This is a genomic window from Streptomyces sp. 2-1 (assembly GCF_048564895.1).
GTDB lineage: Bacteria > Actinomycetota > Actinomycetes > Streptomycetales > Streptomycetaceae > Streptomyces > Streptomyces phaeochromogenes.
This window is the reverse complement of record NZ_CP183383.1, coordinates 5,235,583-5,259,591: the sequence shown is the minus strand read 5'-3', so window position 1 is coordinate 5,259,591 and position 24,009 is coordinate 5,235,583. Positions and strand designations below refer to the sequence as shown.

The following is a 24,009-nucleotide window of genomic DNA, read 5'->3' as shown; positions in this document are numbered from 1 at the left end:
GGCGTGGACGACGCCAAGGACGCCCGGACAGAGGACGACACCACCTCGGTCCCACCCCCACCCTCGTCCCCGCCCCCGCTCCCGGAGACCCGCCCCACCGTGCCCCTGCCAGCTCACTCCGAGCACTCCGCCGACGCTACCGGCCCCATCAGCCCCACCAGTCCTGCTGGTCCCGCCCGGGTGCGTCGCACCCGTCGCTCCCTGTCCGCCCTTCTCTCGGGCCTCTCGTCCGGCAGCGCGCCCCTGCCGCCACTGCCCTGGCCCCGTTGGGTGCGCCGGCTGCCGCACGTCGTGATCTGCCTGATCGCTGTCGTCGCCGCGATCGGCGGCATCGACGAGATGAGCACCAGCTACCGGCTGGGCGTCGAGTTCGGTCTGCTGGCCGGAACGTCGCAGGGCGTGGCGCTCGTACTCGCCCTGTGGCGGCCCTTTCCGGCGTGGTGGCTGTCGCTGTCCGCGATGTTCATCGCCGCCGTGGCCGCGCGGTCGAACATGGTGGACATGGTGGCCCCGGGCCCCAACTGGCCGTGGATCGGGCCCACGATCGCCGCGCACGCCCTCATCCTCTTCCTGCTCGCCCTGCGGATGCCCGCCCGGGTGGCCCTCGGGGTGCTGGCGGTGACCGGGCTGGTCACGGCCCTCGTGCAGGGCCTCCTCGGCGGCGGACCGTACTCGGGGACGGGCGTGCTGGCCGTCTCCGTGTTCGCCGTCGCCGTCCTCCTCGGCACCGCCCTGCGCGGCAGCCGCGAGGCGCGCACCCAGCTGGTCGAGCAGGAGTCCCTGACGGCGGAGGAGCGTTCCCGCCGCACCCTGCTGGAGGAGCGCAACCGCATCGCCCGCGAGCTGCACGACGTGGTCGCCCACCACATGTCGGTCATCTCCATCCAGGCCCAGGTGGCCCCGCACCTGGTGGAGAACCCCTCCGACGAGCTCAAGGAGAACCTCGACGGCATCCGGCAGAACGCCCTGGAGGCGCTCACCGAGCTGCGCAGGGTCCTCGGCGTGCTGCGTTCGGAGAACCCCGACGACGCGTACGGTCTCGGTGCCGGCACCGGCGCCGCGCCCGACGCTCCCCAGCCCACTCTCGACCGCCTGGACGCGCTCGTCGAGAACACCCGCGCCGCCGGGCTGGCGGTGACCACGGAGATCACCGGAGAGCAGCTCCCGTTGCCGCCAGGCGTGGAGCTGTCCGCGTACCGGATCGTCCAGGAGGCGCTGAGCAACGCGCTGCGGCACGCGCCCGGTTCGGTGGTGCGGGTGGAGCTCACGCACTTCCCGCGCGGCCTGCAGATCCGGGTCGTCAACTCCTCGCCGGATCGCCCCGCCTCGCCGTCGCCGGGCGCCGGGCACGGTCTGCTCGGGATGCGGGAGCGGGCGATGATGCTCGGTGGGACCCTCATGGCCATGGAGACGGCCTGCGGCGGTTTCACGGTGGCAGCGTTCCTGCCGCGTTCGGCGGCCACCGCCTCCCGCACGCCCACTCCCCGTCCCGACGACTCGACCGGCCCCAAGGGCCCACCGGACCCCACAGGAGACACTTCATGACGAGCGGCAGCATCCGCGTACTCATCGCCGACGACCAGCAGATGGTCAGGCAGGGCTTCACGGTGCTGCTCAACACCCAGCCCGACATCGACGTGGTCGGCCAGGCGGTCGACGGCCTGGACGCCATCGCCAAGGTCGCCGAACTCGCCCCGGACGTCGTCCTGATGGACATCCGTATGCCCGAGCTCGGCGGCATCGAGGCCACCCGTCGCATCACCGACAAGACCCCGCAGATCAGAGTTCTGGTGCTGACCACCTTCGACCTCGACGAGTACGTGTACGAGGCGCTGCGCGCGGGTGCCTCCGGCTTTCTGCTGAAGGACGCGTCCGCCGACCAGCTCGCCGAGGCGGTCCGGGTGGTGGCCGCAGGCGACGCGCTGCTCGCGCCCGGGATCACCCGGCGCCTCATCGCGGAGTTCTCCCGGCTGGACTCCACACCCCGTGCCCCGCTCAAGCAGCGCGTCGGCGAGCTGACCGAGCGCGAGACGGAGGTGCTGGCCCTGATCGCGCAGGGCCTGTCGAACGCGGAGATCGCCGAGCGGCTCTTCGTCGCCGAGCAGACCGTGAAGACCCACGTGGGCCGCATCCTCGTGAAGCTGGGCCTGCGGGACCGCACCCAGGCGGCGGTGTTCGCGTACGAGTGCGGGCTGGTGCGCCCCACCGGCTACTGAGCGCCCCGGCGACCACGGGCGGCACCGACCCGAGGGACACCCGGTCGTACCCGTAGTACCTGAGAGGGAGGCTGAATGACCCTTCTCACTGGTGACGACCACTATGCCGGTCTCCGCCTACCGTTCTGTATGTGACCGAGACGACGCAGACGCAGACGACACCGCCAGGCGGTGCCAGGCAGCGCAGCCCCGAGTTCCAGCTGGCGATGGACGCGTCGCGCGGGCTGCGCCAGGACCTCTTCCACGACGCCTTCGCCGTCCGCCCACTTCCCAGGATGCGTGTGGACGGCCGCCTGACCCGGCGGCTGCCGCCGCGCCTGCGGGAGCAGGCGGCCTGGACCCCGCACATAGTGGTGGGACTGGCCGGCCTGGTGGCGCTGCTCATCTCCCTCGCGGGCAACGGCGGCGGTGATCTCCCGCAGCTCCTGACCGGCCTGCTCGCACTGGGCACGATCCTGCTGACCCTGCTCAGGCCGGTCGGAGCCTTCTGGGTCTCCCTCGCGGTGACACCGGTCACAGCTCTGTTCGGCAACGACTGGGGGAGCGACTGGCCCTGGCTGCCCGGCGCGTTCGCGACCCAGCTGATCGTGCTCACGATCGTGGCGCTGAGGACCAGACCCCGCACGGCAGCCTGGATGTGGGCGCTGACAGCGGCGTACGGCCTGTTCGCGGAGGTCTTCTTCGGAGGCAGCCACTACTACACGAACACCGTGCCCTTCCTGTTCGTGAGCGCGCTGGCCCTGCTGGTCGTCACGGTCTGGCATGTGCGGCACGACGCCGCGCAGAAGGTGACCGCCCAGGAGACGGTGACCGCGCACGAGCGCTCCAAGCGCACCCTTCTCGAAGAGCGCACCACGATCGCCCGCGAGCTGCACGACGTGGTCGCCCACCACATGTCGGTGGTCGCCATCCAGGCGGAGGCCGCCCCCTACCGAGTGGAGAACCCACCGCCGGAGCTGGAGTACGCCTTCGCGGTGATCAGGGAGAACGCGGTCATAGCCCTCTCCGAGCTGCGCCGGGTCCTCGGTGTCGTACGGGCCGAGGACTACGAGGCCCCGGACGCCCCGCAGCCCACCCTCGCGGACCTGGACCGGCTCCTGGAGAACGTGCGGGGCGCGGGCCTCGCCGTGGACAAGACGGTCACCGGGGCGGTTCGCGAGCTTCCGCAGGGCGTCGAGCTGTCCGCGTACCGAATAGTCCAGGAGGCGCTGAGCAACAGCCTGCGGCACGCGCCGGGCGCCGCGGCCAAGGTGGAGATCGGCTATGTGCTCGGCGGACTCGGACTGCGCATCGTGAACGGTCCGGCGACCGGCCTGGTCAAGCCCTCACCGGGCGCCGGGCACGGCATCACGGGCATGCGGGAGAGGGTGTCGATGCTGGACGGGGAGATGACGGCCGCGACGACGGACGACGGGGGCTACGAGGTCACGGTCTTCCTCCCCGTCCCGGCGGCGACGGCACCGACGGAGGACTCCGCATGACCATCCGCGTACTGATCGCCGACGACCAGATGATGGTCCGCGAGGGCTTCTCGGTGCTGCTCGGCGCGATGCCGGACATCGAGGTCGTCGGCGAGGCGGTCAACGGCCGCGAGGCCGTGGACCGGGTCCGGGAGCTGGGGCCTGACGTCGTTCTGATGGACATCCGGATGCCCGAGATGAACGGCATAGAGGCGACCCGCGAGATCGTGGCGGCGAACAGCGCGTCGAAGGTGCTCGTCCTGACGACGTTCGACCTCGACGAGTACGTGTACCAGGCGCTGCGCGCCGGAGCGTCCGGCTTCCTCCTGAAGGACGCCTCCGCCCGGCAGCTCGCGGACGGGGTGCGGGTGGTCGCGGCCGGCGAGGCACTGCTGGCGCCCTCGGTGACGAAGCGGCTGATCACGGAGTTCTCGAAGCTGGCCGAGGAGCCCCGCCTGTCGCCCACCGCCCAGGCGGCCTACGGAGACCTGACCGAGCGCGAGACGGAGGTGCTGGTCCTCATAGCCCAGGGCCTGTCCAACGTCGAGATAGCCACCCGCCTGGTGGTGGCCGAGTCCACCATCAAGACCCATGTGAGCCGCATCCTGGTCAAGCTGGGCCTGCGGGACCGCACCCAGGCGGCGGTGTTCGCCTACGAGGCACGACTGGTGACCCCGGGCTGATCTTTTCAGGGGCGCGGGGAAGAGGGACACCCCTGGTCAGACAGGGACACCTCCGGCTAGCGTCCGCTCATGGCAGCCATGAAAACCCCGCCCGCGTTCGACCCCTGGGACCAGGCCTTCCTGGCCAACCCGTACCCGGCGTACGCGGATCTCCGTGCCCAGGGCCGGGTCCACTACTACGAGCCCACCAACCAGTGGCTGGTCCCGCACCACGCGGACGTGTCGGCGCTGCTCAGGGACCGGCGTCTGGGCCGGACGTACCAGCACCGGTTCACGCACGAGGACTTCGGGCGTACGGCACCGCCGGCCGAGCACGAGCCGTTCCATGTGCTGAACGACCACGGGATGCTCGACCTGGAGCCCCCGGACCACACGCGGATCCGGCGGCTGGTGTCGAAGGCGTTCACCCCGCGGACGGTCGAGCGGCTGCGTCCGTACGTGGACGGGCTGGCGGCCGAGCTGGTCGGCGAGCTGGTCGAGGCAGGGGGCGGTGACCTGCTGAAGGTCGTCGCCGAACCGCTCCCGGTGGCGGTCATCGCGGAGATGCTGGGGATCCCGGAGTCCGAGCGGGCGCAGTTGCGGCCCTGGTCGGCGGACATCTGCGGGATGTACGAGCTGAGCCCGTCGGAGCAGACGGCGGAGAAGGCGGTGCGGGCGTCGGTGGAGTTCACCGAGTTCCTGCGGGAGCTGATCGCGCTCCGGCGCAAGGAGCCGGGGGACGACCTGGTCTCGGGTCTGATCGCGGCGTACGACGAGGGGGACCGGCTCAGTGAGCAGGAGATGATCTCGACGTGCGTGCTCCTGCTGAACGCGGGCCACGAGGCGACGGTGAACGCCACGGTGAACGGGTGGTGGGCGCTGTTCCGGAACCCCGACCAGCTTGCGGCGCTCCGGGCGGACCGGGGGCTGGTGGGTACGGCGGTGGAGGAGCTGATGCGGTACGACACGCCGTTGCAGTTGTTCGAGCGGTGGGTGCTCGACGAGATCGAGGTGGACGGGATGGTGATTCCACGGGGGAGCGAGGTGGCGTTGCTGTTCGGCTCCGCCAACCATGACCCGGCGGTGTTCGCCGAGCCGGAGACGCTGGATCTGGCCCGGCCGGAGAATCCCCACATCTCCTTCAGTGCGGGGATCCACTACTGCATCGGGGCGCCGCTTGCCCGGATCGAACTGGCCGCGTCGATGGGGGCGTTGTTGGATCAGGCTCCTTCGCTCAAGCTCGCTGCCGAGCCTGAGCGGAAGCCGAACTTTGTGATTCGGGGGTTGGAGGGGTTGCTTGTTGAGGTGTGACGGGGGGTGGTAGGTCAGGTGGGTGTGTACGTGCGGGTGGGTGGGGTGCTGGTCGCGCAGTTCCCCGCGCCCCTAAAAGCGAAAAGATTGCGCCGTTCCCCGCGCCCCTGAAGAGACAAGGCCACCGGCGTCATGTCGCCATGTCCCTGCGCCTTAGCGCGCCCAGCCCCACCCCCACCAGGGCCACCGCGATCGCCGTAAGTACCAGTACCGGTGTCCACGCCATCTCACCGCCCGGGAGCTTTGGGAGGTGGCCGAAGGGGGAGAGGTTGAGGAGGGTGGTCGGGAGGTCGAGGGCCGGGCCGATCCAGCCCAGGAGGAGGGCCGCGCCTGCCACGGCCCACGCGGCCGGTGCCACCGTCGGAGACACCCCGTGGAGGAGGACGGCCAGGCCGCCGATGGTCCAGATCGCGGGGAGTTGGACGAGGCAGGCGCCCAGGATGGTGGGGAGGTCCTGGCCGTAGCCGAGGGCCAGGCCCAGGCCGCTGATCAGCATGATGAGGGTCGCCCCGCCGAAGGCGATCAGCAGGTGACCGGAGGCCCAGCGCAGGCGGCCCACGGCGTTGGCGAGGACGGGTTCGGCGCGCTGGGAGGTCTCCTCGGCGTGCAGGCGCAGCACGGACTGGACGACGTACAGCGCGGCGACCATCCCGAGCATGCCGACCATCGTGGCGAGGAACGCGTCCGTGATCCCGGACTGGCCGCCCATGCGCTCGATGATCTCGCGGGTGCGTTCGTTGTCGCCGACCAGATCCGTGGCGCCCGTGGTGATTCCGCCGAAGGCGACCCCGGCGGCGAGGAAGCCGAGGCTCCAGCCGAGGACGCTGCCGCGCTGCAGCCGCCAGGCCAGCGACCAGGCCGTACCGAGGCGGCCGGAGGCAGGGCCCGGCCGGGTCGGCAGGAAGCTCATGCCGACGTCACGGCGGCCGGCCAGGTCGTACGCGATCAGGCCCTGGAGTGCCACGGCGGCGATGAAGAGGAGCAGCACCCACCACCGTTCGTCGGCGAAGGAGCGCAGGTTCTCCAGCCAGCCGACGGGGGACAGCCAGGTCAGTACCGACGAGCCGTCGCTCACCGAGGAGTCACCGGCCGCCCGCAGCACGAACGCCGCGCCCAGCAGCCCGCCCGTCAGCCCCTTCGCGAGCCGGGCGCTCTCCGTGAGCTGGGCGACGATCGCCGCCATCGTCGCGAAGACCATGCCGACCCCGGCCGTGCCGAGCCCGAGCGCCAGCGCGCCCGACGAACCCTGTCCCGCGAGGCCGCCCGTGATGATCAGCGCGAGGCCCGCGTTCGCGACGAGGGCGGCGAGGAGTGCCGAGGTCAGCGGGGCGCGACGGCCCACCATGCCCGCCGAGACCATCTCCTGACGGCCGCTCTCCTCCTCGTCCCGGGTGTGCCGCACGACGACGAGCAGGCTCATGATCCCGGCGAACACGCCCGCGTACGTTCCGATGCGCCACGCCGTGAGGCCGCCGAGGGAGTCGCCGAACACCGGCCCGTACATGGCGCGCAGGGAGCTGTTGGTCAGCATCTGGTCGGCCACGTCGGCGCGTTCGGCGGCCGTGGAGTAGACGCTCTCCAGCGAGCCGGGCATGGAGACCACCATCAGACCGATCACCGCGACCCACAGCGGGATCATCACCCGGTCGCGGCGCAGCGCGAGCCTCAACAGGGTCCAGGTACCGGCCAGTTGACGGGAACCACCGGCTCGTACGCCGAACCGTGCACCCGAAGCCACGGCGGTCATCGCGACACCGCCTCCGCCCGCACGTCCTCCTGGTAGTGCCGCAGGAACAGCTCCTCCAGGGTCGGCGGAGTCGAGGTCAGGGACCGTACGCCCGATTCGGTGAGCGAGCGCAGTACGGCGTTCAGCTTGTCGCTCTCCACCTGGAGTTTGACCCTGCTGCCCTGGACGTCGAGGTCATGGACGCCGGGCAGGGCCGCCAACCCGTTGGGCGGGCCCGCGAGTTCGGCGGTGACGCTGGTACGGGTCAGATGGCGCAGCTGGGTGAGTGAGCCGCTCTCCACGGTCCGGCCCTTGCGGATGATGCTGACGCGGTCGCACAGCTCCTCCACCTCGCTGAGGATGTGCGAGGAGAGCAGGATGGTACGGCCCCGGTCGCGTTCCTCCTCGACGCAGGACTGGAAGACCTCCTCCATGAGCGGGTCGAGGCCCGACGTCGGCTCGTCCAGGATCAGCAGGTCCACGTCCGAGGCGAAGGCGGCGACGAGGGCGACCTTCTGCCGGTTGCCCTTGGAGTAGGTGCGGCCCTTCTTGGTCGGGTCGAGTTCGAACCGCTCGATCAGGTTCGCCCGGCGCGCCTTGTCGAGGCCGCCGCGCAGCCGCCCGTACAGGTCGATGACCTCGCCGCCGGAGAGGTTGCGCCACAGGGTCACGTCGCCGGGGACGTACGCGATCCGGCGGTGCAGTTCGACCGCGTCGGTCCACGGGTTTCCGCCCAGCAGCTGGGCGGCGCCGGAGTCGGCGCGCAGGAGGCCCAGCAGGACGCGGATGGTGGTGGACTTCCCGGCGCCGTTCGGGCCGAGGAAGCCGTGGACCTCGCCGGTCTCGACGTCGAGGTCGAGACCGTCCAGGGCATGCGTGCTGCCGAACGACTTGTGCAGTCCGGAGACGGTGATTGCCTTCGTCATGGTTCAGAACGTACGCTTCTTTCAGAAATTTGTGAAGTTAAGGAAGCATAAAAAGGACCGATACACTCGGGGGTCGGTGCGCGAGCAGGGGAGATGATCGAACGATGACGGAGCCGAGTGCGGTGGGGCGGGACACGGAGGCGGTGTCGAAGTTCGTCGAGGGCTTCGCGGCACAGCTCGTCGAGGCCGGTATGCAGCGGATGGCCGCCCGGGTCTTCGCCGCGCTGCTCGCGTCCGACTCCGGCGCCATGACCTCGGCCGAACTGGGCGAACAGCTCCAGGTCAGCCCCGCCGCGGTCTCCGGCGCGGTGCGCTATCTCGCCCAGGTCCACATGGTGTCGCGGGAGCGCGAACCCGGCTCGCGGCGCGAGCGGTACCGGGTGCACAGCGACCAGTGGTACGAGGCGCTGACCAGCCGTGACGCCGTGCTCAAGCGCTGGGAGCACACCCTGCGCGAGGGCGTCGACAGCCTCGGGGTGACGACCCCCGGCGGACAGCGGATCGCCGAGACGCTCGCCTTCTTCGAGTATCTGCAGGGCGAGCTCGGCCAGTTGATGGAGCGGTGGCGGGAGCACCGGGACAAGACGTTCGGCCAGGGCTGACGTACAGCACCCGGCCGAAGGCCCATCGCGAACACCACCGTGAACGGCGCCGCTGACGTCACCGCGAACACCACCGAGAACGGCGCCGCGGACTCCGCCGCCAACTCCCTCGCGGCTGGCTACCTCTCCTTCGTCTCCTCCAGGACCGTCCGCCCCAGCAGCGCGTACCCCTCCGGCCGCCGCCTCTTCAGGTACTGCGCGTACGCCACCCCGCCCGCGCCGATCAGCACGACGATCCACGGGGTCGCCTTCAGGACGATCGAGCCGGACTCGGGGCCGGCCGCGACGCCCATGTTGGACACCAGCAGCACCACCACCGCGAGCATCGCGAGGCCGCCGACGAGCGGGGCCGTGAAGGTCCTGAACCAGTGCCGGGACTCGGGGTGGTTCTTGCGGAAGTACGCCAGCACCGCGAACGAACACACGGCCTGCACCACCAGGATGGCCATCGTGCCGAGGATGGCGAGCAGGACGTACGTACCGGTGTACGGGTCCTTGCCCGCCGCCCAGAACGCGCCGAGCAGTACCGCGCTGACGATCGTCTGGACGAGGCCCGCGACGTGCGGGGAGCCGTGCTCGGGGTGGGTGCGCCCGATCGTGCGCTGCAGCGACGGCAGCACACCTTCGCGGCCGAGGGCGTAGAGATAGCGGGCGGCGCAGTTGTGGAAGGCCATGCCGCAGGCCAGCGAGCCGGTGATCATCAGCCACTGCATGACGATGACGGCCCAGTGGCCGACGTACTGCTCGGTGGGGTTGAAGAAGAGGGCGAGCGGGTTGGAGGACGAGGCCGCCTCGACGGCCGCCGTCTCGCCGTTGCCCGTGATGGCCATCCAGGAGACGAAGACGTAGAAGATGCCGACGCCCAGCACCGAGATCATCGTGGCCTTGGGGATGATCTTCTTCGGGTCGCGGGACTCCTCGCCGTACATGGCCGTCGACTCGAAGCCGACCCACGACCAGAAGGCGAAGAAGAGTCCGAGACCGGCCGAGGTCCCCTGGAAGGCGTTGACCGGGTTGACCGGGCCGAACGTGAAACCGTCCGGGCCGCCGCCGTGCAGGGCGACGGAGATCGCCATCGCCGCGAGGATCGTCACCTCGGTGGCGAGCAGCACCACGAGCAGCTTCTCGGCGACCGACACCCCGAACCACGTGCCCATGGCGTTGATCCCGAGCATCAGGATCGCGAACGCCCACCACGGGACGTCAACGCCCGTCTGGTCGTGGAGGGTCGTCGTGGCGAAGGTCGAGAAGATGCCGATCAGGGCCGGTTCGAAGACCACGTACGCGAAGGTCGCGAGGAGCCCCGAGGCCAGGCCGACGGTCCGGCCGAGGCCGAACGAGATGAAGCCGTAGAAGGCGCCCGTGGACGTGATGTGCTTCGCCATCGAGGTGAAGCCGACCGCAAAGATCGCCAGGACGACCATTGCGACGAGATAGCTCGCGGGGGCTCCGATGCCGTTGCCGGAGGAGACCATGAAGGGCACGTTGCCCGTCATCGCGGTGATCGGCGCGGCCGTGGCGACGGCCATGAAGACCACGCCCAGCAGGCCGATCGCGTTCGGCTTGAGCCGATGGACGGTGGTGTCCTCGCCGGTCGTGTCCGCCGCTGCCTCGGGGGCTGCGCCCTCTTGTACTGCCATCGGGTGGCCCCTCTCCAGGGTCGTCCGCGGTCGCCCGCTTGTCTTCGTGCTCGTCTTCGCGCTCGTATCCGAGCTTGTCCTCGGTCGACCGGAATGCTGCATGGAAAATGAGTCGTGTCGCCGGTCCGGGCGTTAAATGTTTGTCAACCAGACCTTTAGAACACCTGTGGATCGCGGCGGCAGCGAACGTCTGCGTTAACTCTCCGTCCGGCCATGGACCCCGTACGCCCGCACTTCGTACCGTCCCCGGCATGAGCACGTACACCTCCACCCTCGGCGGCCGTACCCACCGTTTCGACGGCCTCGCCCGGCTGCTCGCCGCCGCGAGCCCCGAACGCTCCGGCGACCGCCTCGCCGGGCTCGCCGCCGAGTCGGCGCAGGCGCGGGTCGCGGCCCGCTGGGCGCTGGCGGACGTGCCGCTCGCGCAGTTCCTCGCCGAACCGGTGATCCCGTACGAGGACGACGACGTCACCCGGCTCATCGTGGACACCCATGACGCGGTGGCCTTCGCGCCGGTCGCCGGTCTCACGGTCGGGGAGTTCCGGGAGTGGCTGCTCTCTGACGCGGCGGACGCGAGCGCCCTGGCCGCGCTGGCCCCCGGCCTGACCCCCGAGATGACGGCGGCCGTCTCCAAACTCATGGGCAACGCCGACCTGGTCGCGGTCGCCCGCAAGGTCCGGGTCGTCACGGCCTTCCGCTCCACGATCGGCCTGCCCGGCCGCCTCGCGACCCGCCTCCAGCCCAACCACCCCACCGACGACCCGGCGGGCGTCGCCGCCGCGCTGCTCGACGGACTCCTCCTCGGCTCCGGCGACGCGGTCATCGGCATCAACCCGGCGACCGACAGCCCCAAGGCCGTACGGGACCTGCTGGAACTCCTCGACGGCGTGATCCAGCGGTACGCGATCCCCACTCAGTCCTGCGTGCTCAGCCACGTCACGACGAGCATCGACCTGATGGCCGCCGGGGCGCCCGTCGACCTCGTCTTCCAGTCCATCGCCGGCACGCAGGCCGCGAACGCGTCCTTCGGCGTCACCCTCGGCCTCCTCGACGAGGCGTACGAGGCGGCGCGCGCCCTGGGCCGCGGCACGGTCGGGACCAACGCCCTGTACTTCGAGACCGGCCAGGGCAGCGCGCTCTCCGCCGACGCGCACCACGGGGTGGACCAGCAGACGGTCGAGGCACGCGCGTACGCGGTGGCCCGCCGGTACGACCCGTTCCTCGTCAACACGGTCGTCGGCTTCATCGGCCCGGAGTACCTCTACGACGGCCGCCAGATCCTCCGCGCCGCCCTGGAGGACCACTTCTGCGGCAAGCTGCTCGGCCTGCCCATGGGCCTGGACATCTGCTACACGAACCACGCCGACGCGGACGACGACGACATCGCCACCATGCTGACCATGCTGGGTGTGGCCGGGGCGTCCTTCGTCATCTGCACGCCCGGCGGCGACGACATCATGCTCAACTACCAATCCGCCTCCTTCCACGACGTGTTGTACCTCCGTGAGGTCCTGGGGCTGCGCCCGGCACCGGAGTTCGAGGCATGGCTGGAGGGCATCGGCCTCCTGGACGAACGAGGCGGAATACGGCCCGTCGCCGGCACCGCCCACCCCCTGATGGCCATCGGCAAGGAGCTGGCAGCATGACGGACCGTCAACTGGCCGTGCTGGTAAGGGCATTGATGGAAGGGAGTACGGCTCCCGAGTCGTCGTCCGACACCGCGCTGTGGGCGGGGCTGCGGCGGCACACCCAGGCGCGGATCGGGCTCGGCCGGGCCGGGTCCGCCCTGCCCACGCGTCACCGCCTCGAACTCCAGGCCGTGCACGCGGCGGCGCGGGACGCGGTCCACTCGCCGTTCGACCCGGACGTGGTGGCGTCCGCGCTGCCGGGTGTGCCGACGGTACGGGTCCGGAGTGCGGCTCCCGACCGGTTGACGTACCTCCAGCGGCCCGACCTGGGCCGGAGGCTCGACGACGTCGACCGGGCGCATCTGCCGCGTGACGACTGGGACATCGCGTTCGTGGTCGCGGACGGGCTGTCGAGCCGGGCCGTCCATGAGCACGCGGCGTCGGTGATCGCGGCGACCACGGCCCGGCTCCCCGCCGACTGGCGTATCGCCCCGGTCGTCCTCGCCGAGCAGGCGCGGGTGGCGCTGGGTGATGACGTCGCCCATGCGCTGGGTGCCGCGATGGTCGTCGTGCTGGTCGGGGAACGGCCCGGGATGTCGGCGGCGGACTCCCTCGGCGCGTACCTCACGTACGCCCCTCGCCCCGGCCACACCACGGACGCCGACCGCAACTGCCTCTCCAACATCCGCCCTCCGCTGGGCCTGTCCTACGACCTGGCCGCCGCCAAACTGACGTCCCTGATGACCCGAGCGCGGGAGCTGGGTGGGACGGGGGTGTCGTTGAAGGACGACTTGGGGTTGCCGACGGCGGGGTAGGGGGTTTCTTCGCCCCCGCCGCCCCTACCCATTCCCGTCCCTTACTCAGGGGCTCCGCCCCCGAACCCCCGCTCCTCAAACGCCGGAGGGGCTAACTACTAGCCCGTCCGGCGTTTGAGGACGAGGCCGTTCAGGCCGAAAGCGGGGGTCTGGGGGCGGCAGCCCCCAGGGACGGGACGGGTAGGGGCGGCGGGGGCGAAAACCCCTCCCGTCACCCCGGCAGCGTCAACCCCCAAGCCCCCTCCCGCACCGTCCAAGTCCGAGTCCGCACAGGCCCCGAAACCACCGCATCCGCGCGATACCGGAAGTCCGCCCCCGACACGGTGATCGTCCGAGCCACAGCCTCCAGCAGAGCGGCCTCCGCCCCCACAGAGGCGGGCCGCACCTCGACACGCGCACCCCCGCCCACCCCACCCGGCATGACGGACACGGACTCCAGCGGCTGGTCGAGGTCGACGAGGGTCACCCCGTCGACCTCGATCCGCAACCGCGTCGGCCCGCTCACCGCAGGAGCCGGCACCCGGGCGGGCCGGGCAGCGAGGGTCCGTACGAGGGACTGGCAGGTACGAAGCCAGTGATGGTGATGCCCACCGCCATCCTCAGAAGGACTCCCGGACCCGGACCGAGAGCCAGAGTCGGAGTCGGAACCCGAACCCGAGCCCAATCCGAACCCCAACCCCAACCCCAACCGCGAACCGCCCCCGGCCCCAGAACCAGCCCCATTGCCGGAACCGGACCCAGACCCGTTCCCAGAACCAGCCCCCAAGCCACCCAAGCCCACCCCCGAAGACCCGCCCGAACCGCCCACCCCCCACCTACCCCCCGCCAACGGCGGAATCCGCAGCGCCCCCAGCACCACCCCGTCGCTGTCGTCCACGAGGAGGTCGAGCCGCCGCTCGGCCCCGTCGAGGACGGCTCGGGCCGCCGCGACGGCGCCTATGGGCACGCCCAGCGCCCGCGCGAGCGACAGCGCACCGCCGCTCACACCGACCGGCACCAGGGACAGTGCACATCCGGCCAGCTCCCGCCGCCGGTACAAAACGGAGACCGCACGCAAAAGCGCCCGGTCGTCCCCGATCACGACAGGCCGTCGTGACCCTCTCCGGGCAAGTGCCCGATCGAATTCCTCGGGCCCGTCAGGAAGGCACACTTTCGTCGTCGCACCCGCTCTGAGCACGTCTTTTGCGATCCGTACCGCCTCACCGTCACCGTGACGGGCGACCGGGTCGATGACCACAAGGAGCTGGTCGGAAGTCGACACCTCGGTCCTGCCTCGCTTCCTCGGGTAGCATCTTTGTGCAAGAGCCCCTTGCGCTATTGCGCCAGGGGCTTCGTCTATTCCGGGGCATCCGGTCCGACGGTCGCGGCCAAAGGTGGTCGCCGGCGTACGCAGCCGTACCAGAACCAGCCGCGTACGTCCCCGACCTTGGACATGCCCCGCCCGGAAGGGGTGTACGCGCGTGCCCGCACTTGTGCTGCTCGGTGCTCAGTGGGGTGACGAAGGCAAGGGAAAGGCCACCGACCTGCTCGGTGGTTCCGTGGACTATGTGGTGCGCTACCAGGGCGGCAACAACGCCGGCCACACGGTAGTCGTGGGCGATCAGAAGTACGCCCTCCACCTCCTCCCTTCCGGAATCCTCTCGCCGGGGTGTACTCCGGTCATCGGCAACGGAGTCGTCGTCGACCCGTCGGTCCTGTTCTCCGAGCTGAACGGACTGAACGAGCGAGGCGTCGACACCTCCAAACTCCTCATCAGCGGAAACGCGCACATCATCACGCCGTACAACGTGACGGTGGACAAGGTGACGGAACGCTTCCTCGGGAAGCGGAAGATCGGCACGACCGGTCGCGGTATCGGCCCGACCTACGCGGACAAGATCAACCGCGTCGGCATCCGAGTACAGGACCTGTACGACGAGTCGATCCTGATGCAGAAGGTCGAGGCGGCCCTCGACGGCAAGAACCAGCTCCTCACCAAGGTCTTCAACCGACGTGCCATCGAGTCGGAGCAGGTCGTCGAGGAACTGCTGACGTACGCGGAGAAGCTGCGCCCGTACGTCGCCGACACGGTCCTCGTGCTCAACAAGGCGCTCGAAGAGGACAAGGTGGTCCTCTTCGAGGGCGGCCAGGGCACGCTGCTGGACATCGACCACGGCACGTACCCCTTCGTGACGTCCAGCAACCCGACCGCCGGTGGCGCCTGCACCGGCTCGGGTGTCGGCCCCACGAAGATCAGTCGGGTCATCGGCATCCTGAAGGCGTACACCACGCGTGTCGGTGCAGGTCCCTTCCCGACCGAGCTCTTCGACGAGGACGGCGAGGCCCTGCGCCGCATCGGCCACGAGCGCGGTGTCACCACCGGCCGTGACCGTCGCTGCGGCTGGTTCGACGCGGTCATCGCGCGTTACGCCACGCGCGTCAACGGTCTGACGGACTTCTTCCTGACGAAGCTGGACGTCCTGACCGGCTGGGAGGAGATCCCGGTCTGCGTGGCGTACGAGATCGACGGCAAGCGCGTCGAGGAACTCCCGTACTCCCAGACCGACTTCCACCACGCGAAGCCCATCTACGAGACCCTGCCGGGCTGGTCGGAGGACATCACGAAGGCCAAGACCTTCGCGGACCTCCCGAAGAACGCGCAGGACTACGTGAAGGCCCTGGAAGAGATGTCCGGCGCCCCGATCTCCGCGATCGGCGTCGGCCCCGGCCGCGACGAGACGATCGAGATCAACTCGTTCATCTAGTACGGACCGCAGTCCAACCAGTACGGACCACCGTCCAACACGGATGGCCATCCAGTACGGACCGCGAGGAGGGGTGCCCGATCGGGCACCCCTCCTTCGCGTGGGTGGGGCAAGAGTGGGCGCACCTCTCATAACGGGCATACGCTGAAAGTGCAAACGTGCGTGCGGCGATCAGGAGAAGGTGAGCGCGATGCGCGTCATGCTCAAGGCCACTCTGGACACGGAGAAGTCGAACGAAGCGATCCGCAGCGGCAAGATGCCGGAGCTGATCAAGGAGATCCTGGACCATCTCAAGCCCGAGGCGGCGTACTTCGCGCCCTTGGGCGGCCGGCGTACCTGTCTCCTGTTCTTCGACATGAAGGACAGCTCGGAACTGCCTCCCGTCGGCGAGCCGTTCCTCACCCAGTTCAACGCCGAGGTCGAGGTCTGCCCGATCATGAACGGCGAGGACCTCCAGAAGGGCCTGTCCGAGCTGCGCTGACCGCCGGGGCGTCGATGGTGTAGCCCGCTACACCACGGACTCGGGGGGCCGGTCCCTCGTGGCGGTGCGAGTACGACGGAATCGTGGACGGCATCACCAGCCGATCCAGGAAGGGCCGATCCCATGGCCGCGAACCGTCGCCCCGTACGCCGTACCGTCACCGTCGTCACCACCCTGGCAGCTGTCACGCTTGCTGCCGGGCTGCTCACCGGATGCGAGGACGACGACCTCGACAACTCGCTGAGCTGCGTCAAGAACGCCGACACGATCGCCGACAGCCTCAAGGCGATCCACGAGGCGGGTGCGGACGCGGTGAAGGACCCCACGCGGACCGACTCGTCCATCGACACCATCGAGAAGAACCTCGACAGGATCAACGACAGGGCAGGCGGCGACGAGACCGGCGACGGGACCGTCGACGACAAGGTCGGCAAGGCGGTCGACGACCTCAACGACGCCATCAAGGACTACAACAAGGCCATCCTGGACGGCGACACCAGCCCGGACTCCGGCCGGATCGACGCCGCCGCCGACAAGCTGACCGACGTCTGCACGTCCTGACACCCGCCCGGACACAGAACTCCCGGGCAGCGCGCCCCGAATGACGGACAGGGCCAGTGACAGACAGGGCTAGCTGAAGATGATCATCGAGCCCTGTGCCAGGCTCCGCGTCGCCGCCGCGTGCAGCCCCAGCCACACATGCCGTTCGCGGGCGAACGGGCTGGAATCGAAGGGCGCGGGCGCGGCCGGCTCCTCCAGCTCGGTGGGGGCCATGGGGGGCTCCGGCGGAAGGGGAGGTACGGCGGGGTCGATGCCGATCGTCGGGGCGACGAACTCCAGCTCCCGCAGCAGTGCCTGGGACGAGCCCAAGGGGCCCCCGCCCGCGAGAAGTTCGTCGCTCGACAGCGGGTGCGGGAAGTCCACCGGTACGTACGCGCCCGCGTGGTCGTAGTGCCAGACCAGGTGCGACTGCTGGGCCGTGGCGTCGAACATCTCCAGCAACTGCTCGTAGTCGCCGCCCAGTTCGTCGACCGGCGTCACCGGGAGCCCGCACACCTGCAGCAGATACGCGCGGCGCAGGAAGTGCAGCGCGTCGTAGTCGAAGCCCGCGACCGGTGCCACATCGCCGGAGAGGCCCGGCATGTAGGCGTAGACCGGCACCGGCGGAAGTCCGGCCTCGCCCAGAACCTTGTCGTAGAGCGCGAGTTCCTCGGCGAAGGGGTTGTCGGGGGTGTGGCACAACACGTCGACGAGCGGGACCAGCCACAGGTCACAGGCCAACAGAGAGCTCCTCGCGTAGCACGGTGGTCAGGAAAGGGTAGTGGGTGCAAGCGCGGTCGGGCCCCGCCGTGAACGTCGAATACCCCACACCTGACGGCCCCACCCCCACACCCGCCGCATCCGGCCCCGGATCTCAGGCCCAGCCCGGATCCTCGGACCTAGTCCGCCACCAACTGCTCGATCAGCGCCACCGAGTGCGCGTCGTACGCGGTCACGATCGTGTGGGCGGTCGGGGCGTCGCGTTCGGTGAGGGCGTCGACGAGGGCCGTGTGCTCGGCCCACAGACGGCCGCGCAGGTCGTCGACCCGGCGCAGGTGCTGGACCGCGCACACCCAGGACTGGACGCGCAGCCGGTGCAGGAAGTCGGCGAGGTAGGGGTTGCCGAACAGCCCGCTGAGCTCGCGCCAGAAGCGCAGGTCGTAGCCGATGAGGATGTTGAGGTCACCGGCGACGGCCGCCCGCTGGGCCTCCTCGCCGCGCCGCCGCACCCCGGCGAGCGCGGCACCGGTGCGCGGGTCGTCGATCCGGGTGGCGAGCGCGGCGCGGGCGCCCCGGGTGGTGGTGGCCTCCGCGTCGAGCAGCCCGCGGAAGATGCTGTCCGTGACCAGGCTGCGGGCCTCGATCATGCCCCGGTAGTCGTCCAGCGAGTACTCGTGGACGCGGAAGCCGCGGTGCTGGTCCGCGTCCAGGAGGCCCTGGGCCGACAGGTCGACCAGGGCCTCGCGGACGGGGGTCGCGGAGACGCCGTACTGCTCGGCGATCTCCTTGACCGTGAACTCCTGGCCCGGCTTGAGGCGTCCGGCCAGCACCTCGTCGCGGAGCGCGTCCGCGATCTGCTGCCGCAGCGTGCTGCGGGTGACGGCGCCATTGCCGCTGCCGGTGCGGGGCATCGTCCGCTTCCCTCCCCGATCGGGTAAGTACTCGCTCATGTCTACGAGCCAGTCACCTTACGCGTTCGACAAGGGACCATCCGGACCACACCGGCCCCGCGCTACACCGTGTGTTCGTCCGCCACCGAGAGCGCCTCGTCGAGCGCGGCCAGACCCTCCTTGGCCTCCGCCTCCGTGATGTTGCACGGGGGAACGACATGGGTGCGGTTCATGTTGATGAAGGGCCACAGACCGTGCGCCTTCGCCGCGGCACCGAACGCCGCCATGGGCGCGTTCGCGGCGCCGGACGCGTTGTACGGCACCAGCGGCTCCCGCGTCTCCTTGTCCCGTACGAGTTCCAGGGCCCAGAAGACGCCCGTGCCGCGGACCTCGCCGACGCTCGGGTGGCGTTCGGCCAGCTCGCGGAGCCCGGGACCGAGCACGGCCTGGCCGATCCGGGTGGCCTGTCCGAGGATGTCCTCCTCCTCCATCACGTTGAGGGTCGCGACGGCGGCGGCACAGGCGAGGGGGTGCCCGGAGTAGGTGAGTCCACCGGGGTAGGGGCGCTTGGCGAAGGTCTCGGCGATGGCGGGCGAGATCGCGACACCGCCCAGCGGCACGTACCCCGAGTTCACACCCTTCGCGAACGTCATCAGGTCCGGTACGACCCCGTAGTGGTCCGCGGCGAACCAGTGCCCGGTCCTTCCGAAGCCCGCCATGACCTCGTCCAGGACGAAGACGATCCCGTACTCGTCGCAGAGCGCACGGACGCCCTCCAGGTATCCCGGCGGCGGCATCATGATCCCCGCCGTACCCGGAATCGTCTCCAGGATGATCGCGGCGATGGTCGCCGGTCCCTCGAAGGCGATGGTGTCGGCGAGGTGCTGGAGCGCGCGCTCGCACTCCTGCTGCTCGGTCTCCGCGTGGAAGGGCGAGCGGTACAGGAACGGCGCCCAGAAGTGCACGACCCCGGCCGCCCCGCTGTCGTTCGGCCAGCGGCGCGGGTCGCCGGTGAGGTTGATCGCGGCGGAGGTCGCGCCGTGGTACGAGCGGTAGGCGGAGAGCACCTTCGGGCGGCCGGTGTGCAGCTTGGCCATCCGAGTGGCGTTCTCGACGGCCTCGGCGCCCCCGTTGGTGAAGAAGATCTTGTCCAGATCCCCGGGCGTCCGCTCGGCGATCAGCCGGGCCGCCTCCGACCGGGCCTCGACGGCGAAGGCCGGCGCGAACGTCGTCATGCTCGCGGCCTGCTCCTGGATCGCGGCGACGACCTTCGGGTGCTGGTAGCCGATGTTCGTGAAGACGAGCCCGCTGGTGAAGTCCAGATACCGCTTGCCGTCGTAGTCCCAGAAGTACGCCCCCTCCGCGCCTGCGACGGCGAGCGGGTCGATGAGCTCCTGCGCTGACCAGGAGTGGAACACATGCGCACGGTCCGCGGCCTTCACGGCGGCGCCGGCCTGGGGATTGGGCTGAGGGGTCATGCGGCCGAGCGTAGGTGTCCGGGGCGAGGGCGCGACATCGGCGTCCTGTCTGCGGTGCGGCCGGGAACGCGACAGGTTGTCGTGTGTAGGGACGCCCGGGGGAGCCGAGGCCGCGGACACGGACGCGGAAAGCTATTGACAGCATCCTGTCGTGATGACAGCATACTTACATAATCACCGACAGGGCCGGACGGCCGATCGGCACGACCGAGGAGGAACCATGAGCAGCAGCAACCGCAAGCCCGTACACCTCGCCGTCTACGACACGCTCGCCGACTGGGAGACCGGCCACACGACCGCGTACCTCGCCCGGAACGGCTACGAGATCCGGACGGTCGGAGCGTCCCTGGCCCCCGTGAGGTCCATCGGCGGGCTGCGGATCCAGCCCGACATCGCGCTCGACGACCTGCGGCCCGAGGACAGCTCGCTGCTGATCCTGCCGGGAGCCGACCTGTGGGACACGAGCGACGACCTCGCCCCCTTCGCCCGCAAGGCACGCGAGTTCCTGGACGCCGACGTGCCCGTCGCCGCGATCTGCGGAGGAACGGCGGGCCTCGCCCGCGAGGGACTGCTCGACGACCGGGCCCACACCAGTGCCGTCTCCTTCTATCTGGCGGCCACGGGATACAAGGGCGGCGAGCGGTACGTCGACACCGACGCCGTCACGGACGGCAGGCTGATCACCGCAGGACCCACCGAGCCCGTCGCGTTCGCACGGGAGGTGTTCGGACTGCTCGGGGTGTACGAGGGAGAGGTGCTCGACGCCTGGTACCGGCTGTTCCACGACTCGGACGCGGAGGCGTACGCGGTGCTTGAGGCGGCCGGCCAGTGAGTGCGAAGGATGAGCCGGGTGGGGCGAGCAGGGTGCGGCAGGACCTGTTCAGCCGGAGCGCGCTCGGCGTCTTCCGGCTGAACGGCCAGTTCATGGGCGTGGCCGAGGAGCTGGCCAAGCCGGCCGGGCTCACCGCCGCCTGGTGGCAGGTGCTAGGGGCCGTACTGAAGGAGCCGCTGCCCGTCTCCGGGATCGCCCGAGTCATGGGCATCACCCGGCAGAGCGTGCAGCGGATCGCCGATCTGCTGGTCGAGCGGGGCCTCGCGGAGTACGTGCCGAACCCCGCCCACCGCCGAGCCAAGCTCCTCCGCCCGACGGAGGAGGGACTGGCGTCCGTCCGGCGGATCGACCCCGGGCACGCGGCCTTCGCGGACCGCCTCGCGGAGACCCTCGGCGAGGCCGAACTGGCCGAGACCGTACGGGTGCTGGAGCGACTGATCGGCGCGATGGAGACGGTCACGGAGGCGGGAGCGGAGACGAGCACGCGCACGGGCGGGTAGAACGGGCCCGGATCCGGGTGGGCGAACCGTGACAGAAACGGCATCCGCTGTTACGGAACCGTAGACACCGCTCCGGCCACCTCCCCGTTCGGCCGCACTATCCTCGGGCTGTCGCACAAGTACGGGGGAGGGCGGCATACCGATGGAGAAGCTCGGGCCTGCCGATCCGCAGCGGATCGGCGCGTACAGACTGCTGGCGCGGCTCGGTGCCGGCGGCATGGGGCAGGTGTTCCTGGCGCGTTCCGACCGGGGGCGGACGGTCGCGGTCAAGCTCGTACGCCAGGAACTCGCCGAGCAGGAGGAGTTCCGCGCGCGCTTCCGCCAGGAGGTGCTGGCCGCCCGGCGGGTGGGCGGGTACTGGACGGCACCGGTCCTCGACGCGGACACGGAGGCGGCGATCCCCTGGGTCGCAACGGGCTATGTGGCGGGACCCTCGCTCGAAGCGGTCGTCGGGCACGACCACGGCGCGCTCCCGGAGCGTTCCGTACGGATCCTCGCGGCCGGTCTCGCGCACGCGCTCAAGGACATCCACGCGGCGGAGCTGATCCACCGCGACCTCAAGCCGTCGAACGTCCTCGTCACCATCGATGGCCCGCGCGTCATCGACTTCGGTATCGCACGCGCCCTGGAGACGGTGACCGACGGCGGCCTCACCCGCACCGGCGCGCTCGTCGGCTCACCCGGTTTCATGGCCCCCGAGCAGGTCCGCGGCGACCGCATCACGCCCGCGTGCGACGTCTTCTGCCTGGGCTCGGTCCTGTCGTACGCGGCCACGGGCGACCTGCCGTTCGGTACGGCCAACAGCGGCGTGCACGCCCTGATGTTCCGCATCGCCCAGGAGGAGCCGGACCTGGCGGGCGTCCCGGAGGGCATCGCCGACCTGGTCCGCCAGTGCCTGCGCAAGGACCCGGCCTCCCGCCCGACCCTCGACGACATCCTCGAACGCACAGGCGCGGAAGACACCGTCACGGACGGCCGCAGCCGCGACCCCTGGCTGCCGGGAATGCTGGTGGCCCAGCTGGGCCGGCACGCGGTACAGCTCCTGGACACGGAGGATCCGGAGAGCCCGGAGGGTTCGAAGGAGGGGGAGAGCGCGGCCGGGGCCCCGCCCCCCGCTCCTCAAACGCCGGAGGGGCTGATTTCAGCCCGTCCGGCGTTTGAGGACGAGGCCGTTCAGGCCGACAGCGGGGGTCTGGGGGCGGCAGCCCCCAGGGACGGGAAGGGTAAGGGCGGCGGGGGCGAAGAACCTCCGGCCCCCATCCCCGAGGCCACCCCAGAACACGCCCCCACCCCCGACGGCCCCACCCCACCCCCACCGGGCTCCCCGGGAGGCGCCCCCTTCGACCACCTCCCCACAATGACCACGGGCCTGCCCGGCACACCCCCACCGACCGCCCCACCGGGAGGAGGCCCGCCGGGAGGCCCACCCGTCCACCCCGCCTACGGCTACCCCCAACAACACCCCCAGCCCGCCGCCTACGGCTACCCGCACTACCAACACCAGCCCGCCGGCTACCCACCCCCGCCGGGCTCGACCCCTCCCTACGGCCCCACGCCCCCCTACGGCCCAACACCCCCGTACGGCCCGGGAGTTCTCCCACAGCCCGGCCCGCCACCGGAAAGAGGCAGCCGCTCCACCGCCGTCCTGATCATCGTCGCCCTGATCGTCGCGCTGGGCGCAGGCGCATCCGTCTACGCCCTGATGAAGGGCGACGGAGACAACCGCGCAGGCGGCGGCGACCCCACCACATCGCCGACGGCAACCGCACCCGCCCCAGGCCCGGCCACCGAGGGCCCCACACAACCGCCGACCACCACACCGGAGGAGACGCCGAAGGACGGCGCGATCCCCGTCAAGTACCTCGGCACCTGGACCGCGTCCATCGACAACGCCACGGGCCACAACACCCGCGAACTCACCATCCAGCAGGGCGAGGTGGGCGACACGGTCCTCTCGCTCACGGCGGACGGCCCGGCCGGCAGCGGCACGTACCACTGTGTGTTCCGGGCGGAGCTCTCCGAGGCCCCGAGCTCCGGCGGCCCGCTCCGGATCAGCGCGTCCGAGGTCACGGTCGGCGAACCGGCCTCGTCCTGCAGCCCGGGCGAGGCAACGGAGTTGACCGTCCTCCCCGACGGCCGCCTCCGCCGGGTGAACACGAGCAACGGCGACGAACTGACGTACACGAAGCAGGGCTGAGCAGGGCTGAGCAGGGCTGAGCCGGTCTCAGCCCAGTTGCTCGGCCAGTCCGACGATGATGCCCTCCGGGCCGCGGACGTAGCAGAGCAGATAGCTGTCCTCGAACCGGGCCATCTCGCCGAGGAGTTCGCCGCCGTGCGGGCGCAGGCGGGCCACGGTGTCCTCGATGTCGTCGACGGCGAACATGACGCGGTGCGTGCCCAGCACGTTGTGCGGCCGGTCGCGCGGCCCGTCGCTGATCGCCGCGGGAGTGCGGTACTTCGACAGCTCCAGCCGGCTGTGACCGTCCGGGGTCCGGACCATCGCGATGTCACAGTGGACGCCGTCGAGCCCGGTGCACTGGTCGGCGACGAGGCCCTTGACCTCCGCCCTGCCCTCCAGCTCCATACCGAGTTCCACGAAGAACGCGATGGCGGCGTCCATGTCCTCGACGACGATGCCGACGTTGTCCATCCGCTGAATAGCCATGCTGGTTTCTCCTTCTTCCTTCTGCTTCTTCTTCTGTTTCTTCTTCCTCGTGCGGCCGGGTGGTGGCCGCTGACGTCCCTGGGACGGAGCCGGTGACACGTTCTCGACATCCGCAGACCACCGGACTCCGGGAGTGGTGGGGGCACCTCCGCAGCCGGGGGTGGGGCCGGGGC

Annotated in this window: 22 protein-coding genes; 14 read left to right on the top strand and 8 right to left on the bottom strand. The window is 70.4% G+C overall.

The genetic code is table 11. From position 1 onward, the window contains the following. The first annotated feature begins 180 nt into the window (after positions 1–180). The 5 genes from ACN20J_RS23115 to ACN20J_RS23095 all read left to right on the top strand — a co-directional run bounded on the left by ACN20J_RS23115 (position 181) and on the right by ACN20J_RS23095 (position 5,649). A complete protein-coding gene (locus ACN20J_RS23115; RefSeq protein ID WP_419668933.1) occupies positions 181–1,545 on the top strand; it encodes a histidine kinase in 1,365 nt (454 codons plus the stop codon). Beyond that, positions 1,542–2,216 carry a response regulator gene (locus tag ACN20J_RS23110; RefSeq protein ID WP_190230554.1) on the top strand — a complete coding sequence of 225 codons (675 nt, stop codon included), beginning with the start codon at positions 1,542–1,544 and terminating at the stop codon, positions 2,214–2,216. The genes ACN20J_RS23115 and ACN20J_RS23110 overlap by 4 nt, the downstream gene beginning before the upstream one ends. Before the next feature lie 131 nt (positions 2,217–2,347). Further along, positions 2,348–3,697, top strand: coding sequence for a sensor histidine kinase (locus tag ACN20J_RS23105; protein WP_419666672.1), 1,350 nt, complete (start codon positions 2,348–2,350; stop codon positions 3,695–3,697). Continuing rightward, on the top strand, positions 3,694–4,359 hold the full coding sequence (locus ACN20J_RS23100; protein WP_189843277.1) for a response regulator: 666 nt from the start codon (positions 3,694–3,696) through the stop codon (positions 4,357–4,359). The genes ACN20J_RS23105 and ACN20J_RS23100 overlap by 4 nt, the downstream gene beginning before the upstream one ends. 78 nt (positions 4,360–4,437) lie before the next feature. Next, positions 4,438–5,649, top strand: coding sequence for a cytochrome P450 (locus tag ACN20J_RS23095; RefSeq protein WP_419668932.1), 1,212 nt, complete (start codon positions 4,438–4,440; stop codon positions 5,647–5,649). 130 nt (positions 5,650–5,779) lie between these two features. Here the strand turns inward: ACN20J_RS23095 and ACN20J_RS23090 are convergent, their stop codons facing one another. Both ACN20J_RS23090 and ACN20J_RS23085 read right to left on the bottom strand, forming a co-directional pair. Continuing rightward, positions 5,780–7,396, bottom strand: coding sequence for an ABC transporter permease (locus ACN20J_RS23090; protein ID WP_419666671.1), 1,617 nt, complete (start codon positions 7,394–7,396; stop codon positions 5,780–5,782). Then, positions 7,393–8,301 (bottom strand): ABC transporter ATP-binding protein, encoded by a 909-nt coding sequence (locus tag ACN20J_RS23085; protein ID WP_189843275.1) that lies wholly within the window; start codon positions 8,299–8,301, stop codon positions 7,393–7,395. Before ACN20J_RS23085 ends, ACN20J_RS23090 begins: the two co-directional genes overlap by 4 nt. Positions 8,302–8,405: 104 nt before the next feature. Here ACN20J_RS23085 and ACN20J_RS23080 point away from each other — a divergent pair, with 104 nt between their 5' ends. Then, entirely contained in the window at positions 8,406–8,903 is a 498-nt protein-coding gene (locus ACN20J_RS23080; protein ID WP_419666670.1) for a GbsR/MarR family transcriptional regulator, read from the top strand. A 119-nt stretch (positions 8,904–9,022) separates the two neighbouring features. Here ACN20J_RS23080 and ACN20J_RS23075 read toward each other — a convergent pair whose 3' ends face one another. After that, a complete protein-coding gene (locus ACN20J_RS23075; RefSeq protein WP_419666669.1) occupies positions 9,023–10,543 on the bottom strand; it encodes an APC family permease in 1,521 nt (506 codons plus the stop codon). A gap of 251 nt (positions 10,544–10,794) precedes the next feature. Between ACN20J_RS23075 and ACN20J_RS23070 the strand changes: the two genes are divergently transcribed. Together ACN20J_RS23070 and eutC are read left to right on the top strand one after the other, a co-directional pair. Continuing rightward, a complete protein-coding gene (locus ACN20J_RS23070) occupies positions 10,795–12,189 on the top strand; it encodes an ethanolamine ammonia-lyase subunit EutB (RefSeq protein ID WP_419666668.1) in 1,395 nt (464 codons plus the stop codon). A gap of 35 nt (positions 12,190–12,224) precedes the next feature. Then, positions 12,225–12,986: an ethanolamine ammonia-lyase subunit EutC gene (gene eutC, locus ACN20J_RS23065; RefSeq protein ID WP_419668931.1), complete on the top strand. Its 762-nt coding sequence runs from the start codon at positions 12,225–12,227 to the stop codon at positions 12,984–12,986. A 211-nt stretch (positions 12,987–13,197) separates the two neighbouring features. Here the strand turns inward: eutC and ACN20J_RS23060 are convergent, their stop codons facing one another. Beyond that, a complete protein-coding gene (locus ACN20J_RS23060; protein ID WP_259333939.1) occupies positions 13,198–14,247 on the bottom strand; it encodes a diacylglycerol kinase in 1,050 nt (349 codons plus the stop codon). 199 nt (positions 14,248–14,446) lie between these two features. Between ACN20J_RS23060 and ACN20J_RS23055 the strand changes: the two genes are divergently transcribed. The 3 genes from ACN20J_RS23055 to ACN20J_RS23045 all read left to right on the top strand — a co-directional run bounded on the left by ACN20J_RS23055 (position 14,447) and on the right by ACN20J_RS23045 (position 16,772). Continuing rightward, positions 14,447–15,730 carry an adenylosuccinate synthase gene (locus tag ACN20J_RS23055; protein WP_143640206.1) on the top strand — a complete coding sequence of 428 codons (1,284 nt, stop codon included), beginning with the start codon at positions 14,447–14,449 and terminating at the stop codon, positions 15,728–15,730. A gap of 190 nt (positions 15,731–15,920) precedes the next feature. Beyond that, on the top strand, positions 15,921–16,211 hold the full coding sequence (locus ACN20J_RS23050) for a hypothetical protein (protein ID WP_143640208.1): 291 nt from the start codon (positions 15,921–15,923) through the stop codon (positions 16,209–16,211). Between the two features lie 123 nt (positions 16,212–16,334). Then, a complete protein-coding gene (locus tag ACN20J_RS23045; RefSeq protein WP_189843270.1) occupies positions 16,335–16,772 on the top strand; it encodes a hypothetical protein in 438 nt (145 codons plus the stop codon). Positions 16,773–16,841: 69 nt separating this feature from the next. Here the strand turns inward: ACN20J_RS23045 and ACN20J_RS23040 are convergent, their stop codons facing one another. The 3 genes from ACN20J_RS23040 to ACN20J_RS23030 form a co-directional block, all read right to left on the bottom strand. After that, complete coding sequence (locus ACN20J_RS23040) at positions 16,842–17,492, bottom strand: hypothetical protein (RefSeq protein ID WP_189843269.1); 651 nt, start codon at positions 17,490–17,492, stop codon at positions 16,842–16,844. Positions 17,493–17,650: 158 nt separating this feature from the next. After that, positions 17,651–18,382, bottom strand: a complete 732-nt coding sequence (locus ACN20J_RS23035; protein ID WP_189843268.1) for a GntR family transcriptional regulator — start codon at positions 18,380–18,382, stop codon at positions 17,651–17,653. Positions 18,383–18,483: 101 nt separating this feature from the next. Next, positions 18,484–19,839, bottom strand: a complete 1,356-nt coding sequence (locus ACN20J_RS23030) for an aspartate aminotransferase family protein (protein WP_362309182.1) — start codon at positions 19,837–19,839, stop codon at positions 18,484–18,486. A gap of 220 nt (positions 19,840–20,059) precedes the next feature. Between ACN20J_RS23030 and ACN20J_RS23025 the strand changes: the two genes are divergently transcribed. From ACN20J_RS23025 to ACN20J_RS23015, 3 genes are all read left to right on the top strand, one after another. Then, positions 20,060–20,671, top strand: coding sequence for a type 1 glutamine amidotransferase family protein (locus tag ACN20J_RS23025; protein WP_362309180.1), 612 nt, complete (start codon positions 20,060–20,062; stop codon positions 20,669–20,671). Beyond that, a complete protein-coding gene (locus ACN20J_RS23020) occupies positions 20,668–21,171 on the top strand; it encodes a MarR family winged helix-turn-helix transcriptional regulator (protein ID WP_419666667.1) in 504 nt (167 codons plus the stop codon). Before ACN20J_RS23025 ends, ACN20J_RS23020 begins: the two co-directional genes overlap by 4 nt. Positions 21,172–21,313: 142 nt before the next feature. Beyond that, a complete protein-coding gene (locus ACN20J_RS23015; protein WP_419666666.1) occupies positions 21,314–23,368 on the top strand; it encodes a serine/threonine-protein kinase in 2,055 nt (684 codons plus the stop codon). Positions 23,369–23,395: 27 nt separating this feature from the next. Here the strand turns inward: ACN20J_RS23015 and ACN20J_RS23010 are convergent, their stop codons facing one another. Continuing rightward, on the bottom strand, positions 23,396–23,836 hold the full coding sequence (locus ACN20J_RS23010; protein WP_419666665.1) for a VOC family protein: 441 nt from the start codon (positions 23,834–23,836) through the stop codon (positions 23,396–23,398). Positions 23,837–24,009 lie beyond the last annotated feature (173 nt).